This is a genomic window from Streptomyces phaeochromogenes, assembly GCF_001418655.1.
GTDB classification, from domain to species: domain Bacteria; phylum Actinomycetota; class Actinomycetes; order Streptomycetales; family Streptomycetaceae; genus Streptomyces; species Streptomyces phaeochromogenes.
On the sequence record NZ_LIQZ01000074.1, the window covers coordinates 1 to 10,899 of the forward strand.

The 10,899-nt window shown below is 69.8% G+C and carries 8 protein-coding genes and 1 pseudogene; 5 read left to right on the forward strand and 4 right to left on the reverse strand.

Annotation, left to right across the window (positions count from 1 at the left end; translation table 11 throughout):
- From AOK17_RS52115 to AOK17_RS11180, 4 genes and pseudogenes are all read right to left on the reverse strand, one after another.
- Positions 1-145, reverse strand: a pseudogene (locus AOK17_RS52115) (helix-turn-helix domain-containing protein); the annotation flags it as partial.
- Positions 146-672: 527 nt separating this feature from the next.
- Entirely contained in the window at positions 673-1,545 is an 873-nt protein-coding gene (gene tesB / locus AOK17_RS11170) for an acyl-CoA thioesterase II (RefSeq protein WP_055612242.1), read from the reverse strand.
- A 34-nt stretch (positions 1,546-1,579) separates the two neighbouring features.
- Positions 1,580-2,737 (reverse strand): acyl-CoA dehydrogenase family protein, encoded by a 1,158-nt coding sequence (locus AOK17_RS11175; protein ID WP_055612249.1) that lies wholly within the window; start codon positions 2,735-2,737, stop codon positions 1,580-1,582.
- A gap of 109 nt (positions 2,738-2,846) precedes the next feature.
- Positions 2,847-3,437, reverse strand: coding sequence for an SACE_7040 family transcriptional regulator (locus AOK17_RS11180; protein WP_055612243.1), 591 nt, complete (start codon positions 3,435-3,437; stop codon positions 2,847-2,849).
- A gap of 201 nt (positions 3,438-3,638) precedes the next feature.
- On the opposite strand from AOK17_RS11180, the gene AOK17_RS11185 reads away from it, so the two are divergent.
- The 5 genes from AOK17_RS11185 to AOK17_RS11205 all read left to right on the forward strand — a co-directional run bounded on the left by AOK17_RS11185 (position 3,639) and on the right by AOK17_RS11205 (position 10,801).
- A complete protein-coding gene (locus AOK17_RS11185) occupies positions 3,639-5,255 on the forward strand; it encodes a carboxyl transferase domain-containing protein (protein WP_055612244.1) in 1,617 nt (538 codons plus the stop codon).
- Positions 5,256-5,283: 28 nt separating this feature from the next.
- Complete coding sequence (locus AOK17_RS11190; RefSeq protein WP_055612245.1) at positions 5,284-7,410, forward strand: acetyl/propionyl/methylcrotonyl-CoA carboxylase subunit alpha; 2,127 nt, start codon at positions 5,284-5,286, stop codon at positions 7,408-7,410.
- Positions 7,407-8,363 carry a hydroxymethylglutaryl-CoA lyase gene (locus tag AOK17_RS11195; protein ID WP_055612246.1) on the forward strand — a complete coding sequence of 319 codons (957 nt, stop codon included), beginning with the start codon at positions 7,407-7,409 and terminating at the stop codon, positions 8,361-8,363. Before AOK17_RS11190 ends, AOK17_RS11195 begins: the two co-directional genes overlap by 4 nt.
- A gap of 5 nt (positions 8,364-8,368) precedes the next feature.
- Positions 8,369-9,535: an acyl-CoA dehydrogenase family protein gene (locus tag AOK17_RS11200; protein WP_055612247.1), complete on the forward strand. Its 1,167-nt coding sequence runs from the start codon at positions 8,369-8,371 to the stop codon at positions 9,533-9,535.
- 216 nt (positions 9,536-9,751) lie between these two features.
- Positions 9,752-10,801 carry an ABC transporter substrate-binding protein gene (locus tag AOK17_RS11205; protein WP_055612248.1) on the forward strand — a complete coding sequence of 350 codons (1,050 nt, stop codon included), beginning with the start codon at positions 9,752-9,754 and terminating at the stop codon, positions 10,799-10,801.
- The last annotated feature ends 98 nt before the right edge of the window (positions 10,802-10,899 follow it).

Genomic DNA, 10,899 nt, shown 5'->3' on the forward strand with positions numbered 1-10,899 from the left:
CGGGCCCTCGGGGAAGCGGGCGGCGAGGGTCTTGATGTCCGCGCGGGCGCCGGTGGGGAGGGACTGGATATGGACAGCGAGTCCGATGGCCAGCCCGGACAGTTCCGGGTGCTGGGCGAGGTGATTGCCGATCACCGTGAAGCGGNNCCGCCCGGGCGGGTGTTCGCGCGGGCGCTCCGGGGCGGGTGGTTTTTGCCCGCGGGACGGGACTGGGCGTGCGGGCGCACGCTAGTGTTCTGTGTATCCATCAGGAAGGGCTTTCTTCCTCGGTGGTCAGGCCCTCGCACTGGGATTGCCGTCCCGGCGGGGGCCGTCGCATGTCTGCGGTTGTGGCTGCTGCGGTTGTGTGGTGCCGCGCTGAGCGTAGAGCAGCCAACCCGTCCCGAAGCCAGCCGAGTTGGTGATGTTCACTCGCCCGAGTGAGCGCCCGCCATGGGCGGGAGGGGTGGGGCTTGGTGAGGCTTCTTTCCCTCGCGTGTTTCTTTGGAAAGAGCGCCAGGCCCACCGGAGCACACGGCCTCAGACTCCGGTGAGTGCGGTGCCAGGCCGCGTCCGGACTCCGCGTCGAGGGCGGAGGGACGAGGGACGAGGGACGTACCAAGAGAGGCGCTCACGCTGCTCGTGCAGCCTCGATCGTCGAGCAGGTCGTACGCCACCGCCCCTGGATCAGGATCACCGAGGGATCCGTACAACCCCCTCCTGGATCACCGTGACCGCCAGCCGCCCGTCCTGCGTGTAGATACGGGCCTGGCCGAGGCCCCGGCCGCCGGACGCGGACGGCGACTCCTGGTCGTACAGCAGCCATTCGTCGGCGCGGAACGGCCGGTGGAACCACATCGCGTGGTCCAGGGAGGCTCCCACGACGTCCCCCGTGACCCAGCCGCCGCGGCCGTGGGCGAGCAGTACGGAGTCGAGGAGCGTCATGTCGGAGACGTACGTGGCGAGGCAGACGTGCAGGAGCGGGTCGTCGGCGAGCTTGCCGTTGGTGCGGAACCACACCTGGGAGCGCGGCTCGCGCTCCTCCCCCACGCTGGCGAACGGCGGCGCGTCGACATAGCGGAGGTCGACGGCCTCCCGGGCCTCCAACAGCCGCTCCACGACACCCTGTTCGCGGTACAGGTCGACGTACCGCGGCAGCAGTTCGGCGGCCGTCGGCAGGGTCTCCGGATCGGGCGCGGCCGGCATGTCGGCCTGGTGCTCCATGCCCTCCTCGTACGTCTGGAAGGACGCGGAGAGGTGGAAGATCGGCTGCCCGTGCTGGACGGCGACCACCCGACGGGTCGTGAAGGACCGGCCGTCGCGGATCCGGTCGACGGTGTAGACGATCGGCGCGCCCGCGTCCCCGGCGCGCAGGAAGTACGCGTGCAGGGAGTGGGCGAACCGGTCGTCGGGGACCGTACGCCCCGCGGCGACCAGTGCCTGCGCGGCGACCTGCCCGCCGAAGACGCGGGGGACGACGGCGAACCGGGACTGGCCGCGGAAAATGTCCTGCTCGATCTGCTCTAGGTCGAGCAGATCGAGCAGGGCTTCAAGTGCCTTGCTCATGGGTCGGTTGTACCGTGCGGTAATTTCGCGGACCTTACAGACCCATGTCCTTGGCGATGATCGACTTCATGATCTCGCTGGTGCCGCCGTAGATGCGGTTGACGCGGTTGTCCGCGTACAGGCGGGCGATCGGGTACTCGTTCATGAAGCCGTAGCCGCCGTGCAGCTGGAGGCAGCGGTCGATGACGCGGTGCGCGACCTCGGTGCAGAACAGCTTCGCGGACGCGGCCTCGGCGGGAGACAGCTCGCCCGCGTCCAGGGCTTCCAGGGAGCGGTCGGCGACGGCCTGTGCGGCGTCCACCTCGGCCTGGCAGGCGGCCAGTTCGAACTTGGTGTTCTGGAAGTGCGAGACCGGCTTGCCGAAGACCGTGCGCTCCAGCACGTACTCCTTGGCGAACCGGACGGCCGCCGCGGCCTGCGCGTACGCGCCGAACGCGATGCCCCAGCGCTCGGAGGGCAGGTTGCCGCCGAGGTAGTAGAAGCCCTTGTTCTCCTCGCCGAGGAGGTCGTCGACGGGCACCTTCACGTCGACGAACGCCAGCTCGGCGGTGTCGGAGGTCTTCAGTCCGAGCTTGTCGAGCTTGCGGCCGACCGAGTAGCCCTCGGACTTGGTGTCCACGGCGAAGAGGGAGATGCCGAAGCGGCGGTCCTCGGCCGTGGGCGCGGCGGTGCGGGCGCAGACGATCACCTTGTCGGCGTGCACGCCACCCGTGATGAAGGTCTTGGCGCCGTTGAGGACGTAGTGCGAGCCGTCCTCGGAGAGCTTCGCGGTGGTCTTCATGCCCGCGAGGTCGGAGCCGGTGCCCGGCTCGGTCATCGCCAGCGCCCACATCTCCTCGCCGGAGACGAACTTCGGCAGGAAGCGCTTCTTCTGCTCGTCGGTGGCGAGCGCCTTGATGTAGGGCAGGCCCAGCAGCACGTGCACACCGGAGCCGCCGAAGGAGACACCCGCGCGGGCGGTCTCCTCGTACATCACGGCCTCGAACTTGTACGAGTCGATGCCGGCGCCGCCGAACTCCTCGTCCACGCGGATGCCGAAGACGCCCAGCTCGGCGAGCTTGTAGTAGAAGTCGCGCGGCGCCTGGCCTGCCGCGAACCACTCGTCGTAGACGGGAACGACCTCGGCCTCGATGAAGGCCCGGAGGGTCTCCCGGAACGCCTCGTGATCCTCGTTGAACACCGTACGGCGCACCGCCGCCACCTCCACCTGGCTCATGAGTCCATGTCTAAGCGCTTGCTCAGAACATCACCGTACCGGCGAGTAGGCGGCAGCGTCCAGAGGAGGACCCCCGTAACGCTCGTCACGCCGCGGCTGCCGCGAAGGCCCCCCGAGCCATCCGGTGCAGCAGCTCCGCCGTGCCCGCGCGGCCCGGGAGGGCGCCGGGGCGGCCCAGGTGGGGGGTGGAGTTCAGCAGTCCGAACACCGAGTGGACCGCCGAGCGGGCCGCCGGTTCGGCGAGCTCCGGATAGACCTCCCGGACGACCTCCACCCACAGCTCGACGTACTGCCGCTGCAGCTGCCGTACGAGCTTGCGGTCGCTGTCCCGGAGGCGGTCCAGCTCGCGGTCGTGCAGGGTGATCAAGGGGCGGTCGTCGAGCGCGAAGTCGATGTGCCCCTCGATGAGCGAGTCGAGGAGCGCCCCGGGATTCCCGTCGGACTCCGCCAGCCGGCGCTTGCCACCGGTCAGCAGTTGCCCGCTGATCCCCACCAGCAGCTCGGCGAGCATCGCGTCCTTGCCGGGGAAGTGCCGGTACAGGCCGGGGCCGCTGATGCCGACCGCCGCCCCTATCTCGTCGACCCCGACCCCGTGGAAACCGCGCTCGGCGAAGAGCCGCGCGGCCTCCTTGAGGATCTGCTCGCGGCGGGTGGGGGCGTCGGTTCTCGTGGCCATGGAAGCAATTCTAGACAGGGAGGTTAGCGCTCGTTAACCTGAAGGAAACGCGTTAACGCTCATTAACTTGGTTCATGGGCCGACGAGACCTTGGTTCATGGATCGCTGACGACTTGGTTCATGGGCCACTGGCGACTTGGCTCATGGACTGCTGACGGCTTGGTTCATGGACCGGTGACCACCGGGTGAGGGGACCGCAGAATGCACGAGGCACCGGAGCTGACGACCGCGGCAGACCCCGCGGCGGAGGCCTGGCGGGCCAACGAGGAGGCGCACCGCACGCTCGTCGACGAGCTGCGGGGCAAGCTGGCCGCGGCCCGTCTCGGCGGCGGTGAGCGGGCTCGCGCCCGGCACACCGCCCGCGGCAAGCTGCTGCCGCGCGACCGCGTGGACACGCTCCTCGACCCCGGCTCGCCCTTCCTGGAGCTGGCCCCGCTGGCGGCCGACGGGCTGTACGACGGGCAGGCCCCGGCCGCGGGCGTCATCGCCGGGATCGGCCGGGTGAGCGGCCGCGAGTGCGTGGTGATCGCCAACGACGCCACGGTCAAGGGCGGCACGTACTACCCGATGACCGTGAAGAAGCACCTGCGCGCCCAGGAAGTGGCACTGGAGAACCGCCTCCCCTGTGTGTACCTGGTGGACTCGGGCGGCGCCTTCCTCCCCATGCAGGACGAGGTCTTCCCCGACCGCGAGCACTTCGGGCGGATCTTCTACAACCAGGCCCGGATGTCGGGGGCCGGCATCCCGCAGATCGCGGCCGTCCTCGGCTCGTGCACGGCCGGCGGGGCGTACGTCCCGGCGATGAGCGACGAGGCCGTGATCGTGCGCAACCAGGGCACGATCTTCCTCGGCGGCCCGCCCCTGGTGAAGGCCGCCACCGGCGAGGTCGTCACGGCGGAGGAGCTGGGCGGCGGCGAGGTCCACTCCCGGGTCTCCGGCGTCACGGACCACCTCGCGGAGGACGACGCGCACGCGCTGCGGATCGTCCGGACCATCGTCTCCACACTCCCCGACCGCGGCCCCCTCCCCTGGTCGGTCACACAGGGCATCGAGCCGAAGGTGGACCCCGCCGGGCTGTACGGCGCGGTGCCGGTCGACTCCCGCACCCCCTACGACGTACGCGAGGTCATCGCGCGCGTGGTCGACGGCTCGCGGTTCGCCGAGTTCAAGTCCGAGTTCGGGCAGACCCTCGTCACCGGCTTCGCCCGGATCCACGGGCACCCGGTCGGGATCGTCGCGAACAACGGCATCCTGTTCTCCGAGTCCGCCCAGAAGGGCGCCCACTTCATCGAGCTGTGCGACCAGCGCGGCATCCCACTGGTCTTCCTGCAGAACATCTCGGGCTTCATGGTCGGCCGTCAGTACGAGGCCGGGGGCATCGCCAAGCACGGCGCCAAGATGGTCACGGCCGTCGCCTGCACACGCGTACCGAAGCTGACAGTGGTGGTCGGCGGGTCGTACGGCGCGGGCAACTACTCGATGTGCGGCCGGGCGTACTCCCCGCGCTTCCTGTGGATGTGGCCGAACGCCAAGATCTCGGTCATGGGCGGCGAACAGGCCGCCTCGGTCCTCGCGACCGTCAAGCGCGACCAGTTGGAGGGGCGCGGCGAGTCCTGGCCGGCGGAGGACGAAGAGGCCTTCAAGGACCCGATCCGCGCCCAGTACGAGACCCAGGGCAACGCCTACTACGCCACGGCCCGGCTCTGGGACGACGGTGTGATCGACCCGATGGAGACCCGGCAGGTGCTGGGGCTGGCTCTGACGACTTGCGCGAACGCCCCGCTGGGTGACCCCCAGTTCGGCGTCTTCCGGATGTGAGGGGACGGACGTGAGGGAACGGACGACGATGTTCGACACGGTACTTGTGGCCAACCGGGGCGAGATCGCCGTACGGGTCATCCGTACGCTCCGGTCGCTGGGCGTCCGCTCGGTGGCCGTCTTCTCGGACGCGGACGCCGACGCCCGGCACGTGCGCGAGGCGGACACGGCGGTCCGGATCGGTCCGGCACCGGCCGCCGAGAGCTACCTGTCGGCGGACCGGCTGCTGGAGGCAGCGGCGAGGACGGGCGCTCAGGCGGTGCACCCCGGGTACGGATTCCTGGCGGAGAACGCCGACTTCGCACGTGCGTGCGCCGAGGCCGGGCTCGTCTTCATCGGGCCTCCCGCCGACGCCATCTCGCTCATGGGCGACAAGATCCGCGCCAAGGAGACGGTGAAAGCGGCGGGGGTTCCGGTGGTGCCGGGGTCTTCGGGCAGTGGGCTCACGGACGCGGAGTTGGCTTCTGCGGCCCGGGAGATCGGGATGCCCGTGCTGCTGAAGCCCTCGGCGGGCGGGGGCGGCAAGGGGATGCGGCTCGTGCGGGACGCCGCCGTGCTGGCGGACGAGATCGCCGCCGCGCGGCGGGAGGCTCGGGCCTCCTTCGGCGACGACACGCTCCTCGTCGAGCGGTGGATCGACCGGCCCCGGCACATCGAGATCCAGGTCCTCGCGGACGGCCACGGGAACGTCGTACACCTCGGCGAGCGCGAGTGCTCCCTCCAGCGCCGCCACCAGAAGATCATCGAGGAGGCGCCCAGCGTCTTCCTCGACGAGAAGACCCGGGCCGCGATGGGTGAGGCGGCCGTCCAGGCGGCCCGCTCGTGCGGGTACTCGGGGGCGGGCACGGTCGAGTTCATCGTGCCGGGCGTCGACCCGTCCTCGTACTACTTCATGGAGATGAACACGCGTCTCCAGGTCGAGCATCCGGTGACCGAGATGATCACCGGGATCGACCTGGTGGAGTGGCAGTTGCGGGTGGCGGCGGGCGAGCGGCTCGCGTTCGCCCAGGACGACGTCACGCTCACCGGGCATGCCGTCGAAGCCCGGATCTGCGCCGAGGATCCGGCGCGGGGCTTCCTGCCGTCCGGCGGTACGGTCCTGCGGCTGCACGAGCCCCAGGGTGACGGCATCCGCACGGACTCGGGGCTGTCCGAGGGCACGGAGGTCGGGTCGTTGTACGACCCGATGCTGTCCAAGGTCATCGCGTACGGGCCGGACCGGGCAACCGCGCTGCGGCGGCTTCGCGGGGCGTTGGCGGAGACGGTGACGCTCGGGGTGCAGACGAACGCGGGGTTCCTCCGGAGGTTGCTCGGTCATCCTGCTGTTGTCGCTGGTGAGTTGGATACGGGGTTGGTGGAGCGGGAGGTTGAGGGGCTGGTCCCGACCGGGGTTCCGCCGGAGGTGTACGTGGTGGGTGGGTTGCTGCGACAGGCAGACCTCTTCCCCAGCCCCACCCCTTCCCGAAGCGCCAATCGGCCTGAACGGCCTCGTCCTCAAACGCCGGACGGGCTGAATGAGTCGGGCTGGGTCGATCCGTTCTCCGTGCCCAGTGGGTGGCGGCTCGGTGGGGAGGCCGCCTGGACCGTGCACCACTTGCGGGTACCGGGCCACGACCCCGTGACCGTCCGAGTGCGGGCCACAGCTGAAGGCGCGGAGTTCCAGCTCGACAGCGTTGATGCCGCGACCGAACCCCTCCGGGGGTCCGGGGGCTTGCTCCCGGTTTCGGGAAGGGGTGGGTCTGGGGAAGAGAACCGCCTGTCGCAGCCCCCCACCATCACCCTCCACCTCGACGGCATCACCCACACCTTCCACCACGCCGGCACCTGGCTCGGCCGCGACGGTGACGCGTGGAACCTCCTGGACCACGACCCCGTCGCCGCCTCCCTCACCGGCGCGGCACACGCGGGCGCGGACTCCCTCACCGCGCCCATGCCCGGCACGGTGACCGTCGTAAAGGTGGCCGTCGGGGACGAAGTCACCGCAGGCCAGAGCCTGTTGGTGGTGGAGGCGATGAAGATGGAGCACGTCATCTCCGCCCCGCACGCCGGCATCGTCACCGAGCTGGACGTCACCCCGGGCACGACGGTCGCCATGGACCAGATCCTGGCCGTGGTCGCACCGGGCGAGGAAGCGCAGGAGGAGGAGAAGGCATGACCACCCCCGAACTCGGCCTGCCCATGGCCGTACCGGCCGATGGCCTCCCGGCCCACGTCCGTATCCACGAGGTCGGCGCCCGCGACGGACTGCAGAACGAGAAGGCGACCGTCCCGACGGAGACCAAGGCGGAGTTCGTACGGCGGCTGGCCGACGCGGGCCTCGGCACCATCGAGGCGACGAGCTTCGTCCACCCCAAGTGGGTTCCCCAACTGGCCGACGCGGAGCAGCTGTTCCCCCTCGTCCGCGACCTGGGCGACCTCTCGGGCACGGCCCTCCCCGTCCTCGTACCGAACGAACGGGGTCTGGACAGGGCGCTGGCTCTCGGCGCGACCCGTATCGCAGTCTTCGCCAGTGCCACGGAGTCCTTCGCCAAGGCCAATCTCAACCGGACAGTGGACGAGGCGCTGGCGATGTTCGAGCCGGTGGTCGCGCGGGCCAAGGCGCAGGACGCCCATGTGCGCGGCTATCTGTCGATGTGCTTCGGAGACCCGTGGGAGGGGCCGGTGCCCGTCCCCCAGGTCGTACGGGTCTGCCGTGCGCTCCTCGACATGGGCTGCGACGAACTGAGCCTGGGCGACACGATCGGTGTGGCGACCCCGGGGCATGTGGGCCGACTCCTCACCGCGCTCAACGATGAAGGCGTGTCCACAGCCTCCCTCGGCGTGCACTTCCACGACACGTACGGCCAGGCGCTCTCCAACACCCTGGCCGCGCTCCAGCACGGCGTCACGACGGTGGACGCGTCCGCGGGCGGCCTCGGCGGCTGTCCGTACGCGAAGAGCGCCACCGGCAACCTCGCCACCGAAGACCTCGTATGGATGCTGACGGGCCTCGGCATCGACACCGGGGTCGACCTCGACCGTCTGACCGCCACCAGCGTGTGGATGGCCGAACAACTGGGCCGACCCAGCCCGTCCCGCACCGTCCGCGCCCTCTCCCACCAGGAGTGATCCCCATGCCTCTCGACCACCGCCTCTCCCCCGAACTCGACGAACTCCGCCGTACGGTGGCCGACTTCGCGCATGACGTCGTGGCCCCGAAGATCGGCGACTTCTACGAGCGCCACGAGTTCCCGTACGAGATCGTCCGCGAGATGGGCCGCATGGGCCTGTTCGGGCTGCCGTTCCCGGAGGAGTACGGGGGCATGGGCGGCGACTACATGGCCCTCGGCATCGTGCTGGAGGAGCTGGCCCGCGTCGACTCGTCGGTGGCCATCACCCTGGAGGCGGGCGTCTCCCTCGGCGCGATGCCGATCCACCTCTTCGGGACCGACGAGCAGAAGGCGGAGTGGCTTCCGCGCCTCTGCTCCGGCGAGATCCTCGGCGCCTTCGGTCTCACCGAGCCGGACGGCGGCTCGGACGCGGGCGCGACCCGTACGACGGCCCGCCTGGACGAGGCGACGAACGAGTGGGTGATCAACGGCACCAAGTGCTTCATCACCAACTCGGGGACGGACATCACGGGCCTGGTCACGGTGACGGCGGTGACCGGCCGCACGGAGGCGGGCAAGCCGCTCATCTCCTCGATCATCGTGCCGTCGGGGACTCCCGGCTTCACGGTCGCGGCCCCGTACTCGAAGGTCGGCTGGAACGCCTCCGACACCCGCGAGCTCTCCTTCGCCGACGTCCGCGTCCCGGCGGCGAACCTGCTCGGCTCCGAGGGCCGCGGCTACGCGCAGTTCCTCCGCATCCTCGACGAGGGCCGCATCGCCATCGCGGCCCTCGCGACGGGCCTGGCCCAGGGCTGCGTGGACGAGTCGGTGAAGTACGCAAAGGAACGCCACGCCTTCGGCCGCCCGATCGGCGCCAACCAGGCGATCCAGTTCAAGATCGCGGACATGGAGATGAAGGCCTACACGGCCCGCCTCGCCTGGCGCGACGCCGCCTCCCGCCTCGTCGCAGGCGAACCCTTCAAAAAGGAAGCGGCCCTCGCCAAACTCCACTCCTCCACCATCGCCGTCGACAACGCCCGCGACGCCACCCAGATCCACGGTGGCTACGGCTTCATGAACGAGTACCCGGTCGCCCGCATGTGGCGCGACTCCAAGATCCTCGAAATCGGCGAGGGCACAAGCGAGGTCCAGCGGATGCTGATCGCGCGGGAGTTGGGGTTGGTGGGCTGAACCGGCGGCTGAGCCGGTGGCCGAGCCGGTGGCCGAAAAGCGCGCCCCTGGACCTCCGGGCTCAGGGGCCGCACAGGCCGCTCACAAGGGCTTATGTGGGCCACCTCCGGCATTCCCGCAGGTGAGACCCGCCCCCTGGACAGGTGATGAGGTTAGGCTAGCCTACCTTCCGCACTGTCCGGTGGGTCATCCGCCCTGTTCGAAAGCAGCCACGCCATGTCCAACGCCCGTGCCACTCACCTCACCCGCCGCGGCATCCTCGCCGCCGGTGGCGCCCTCGGCCTCGGGGCCGTGCTCGCCGCCTGCGGTGACGAAGACTCGAAGAGCGGTGGCTCGGCGGACGCGACGAAGAGCGCCGCCGCGTCAGGCCCGTGGAGCTTCGAGGACGACCGCGGCACGACGGTGAAGCTGGACAAGATCCCGGCCAACATCGTCGCCTTCACCGGTGTCGCCGCCGCCCTCTACGACTACGGCATCGAGGTCAAGGGCGTCTTCGGTCCGACGAAGACCAAGGACGGCAAGGCCGATGTCCAGGCCGGCGACATGGACGTCAGCAAGCTGACGGTCATCGGCAACACCTGGGGCGAGTTCAACATCGAGAAGTACGCGGGGCTCGCCCCCGACGTGCTGCTCTCCACGATGTTCGACGACGCCGGCACCCTCTGGTACGTCCCCGCCGAGTCCAAGGACAAGATCCTCAAGCTCGCCCCGAGCGTAGGCATCTCCGTCTACGACCGCCAGCTGCCCAAGCCGCTGGAGCGCATGCTCGCGCTCGCCGAGTCGCTGGGCGCCGACGTGAAGGCCGCCAAGACCGTCGAGGCGAAGAAGAACTTCGAGACGGCCGCCGAGCGGGTGCGCAAGGCCGCCAAGGCCCGCCCGGAGATCAAGGTCCTCATCGGCTCCGCGAGCCAGGACATCTTCTACGTCTCCGGCTCGAACCTCTCCATCGACCTGGAGTACTTCAAGGCCCTCGGCGTGAACCTCGTCGAGCCCTCCGCCAAGGCCCTGAAGGCCAGCGGCGGCTGGTACGAGAACCTGAGCTGGGAGAACGTCGACAAGTACCCGGCGGACATCATCATGATGGACGACCGCACCGCGACCATCCAGCCGGCCGACATCACCGAGGCCACCTGGAAGAAGCTCCCCGCGGTCAAGGCCGACCAGGTCATCCCCCGCACCCCCGAGCCGATCCTCTCCTACGACAAGTGCACCCCCATGCTCAACACCCTCGCCGAAGCAATAGAGAAGGCCAAGAAGGTCGCCTGACCGGCGGCCCCTTGAAGGCGCGCCGCCACCTGGGCGCCCCTTCAGGGGCGCGGGGAACTGCGCAATCTTTAGGGGCGCGAGGAACTGCGCGAGCAACC

Bases quoted from the DNA above. Each gene is read 5' to 3' on its own strand.
- AOK17_RS11190 (WP_055612245.1), top strand. From the start codon at position 5,284: ATGTTCGACACGGTACTTGTGGCCAACCGGGGCGAGATCGCCGTACGG.
- AOK17_RS11205 (WP_055612248.1), top strand. From the start codon at position 9,752: ATGTCCAACGCCCGTGCCACTCACCTCACCCGCCGCGGCATCCTCGCC.
- AOK17_RS11180 (WP_055612243.1), bottom strand. From the start codon at position 3,437: ATGGCCACGAGAACCGACGCCCCCACCCGCCGCGAGCAGATCCTCAAG.
- tesB (WP_055612242.1), bottom strand. From the start codon at position 1,545: ATGAGCAAGGCACTTGAAGCCCTGCTCGATCTGCTCGACCTAGAGCAG.
- AOK17_RS11195 (WP_055612246.1), top strand. From the start codon at position 7,407: ATGACCACCCCCGAACTCGGCCTGCCCATGGCCGTACCGGCCGATGGC.
- AOK17_RS11185 (WP_055612244.1), top strand. From the start codon at position 3,639: ATGCACGAGGCACCGGAGCTGACGACCGCGGCAGACCCCGCGGCGGAG.
- AOK17_RS11200 (WP_055612247.1), top strand. From the start codon at position 8,369: ATGCCTCTCGACCACCGCCTCTCCCCCGAACTCGACGAACTCCGCCGT.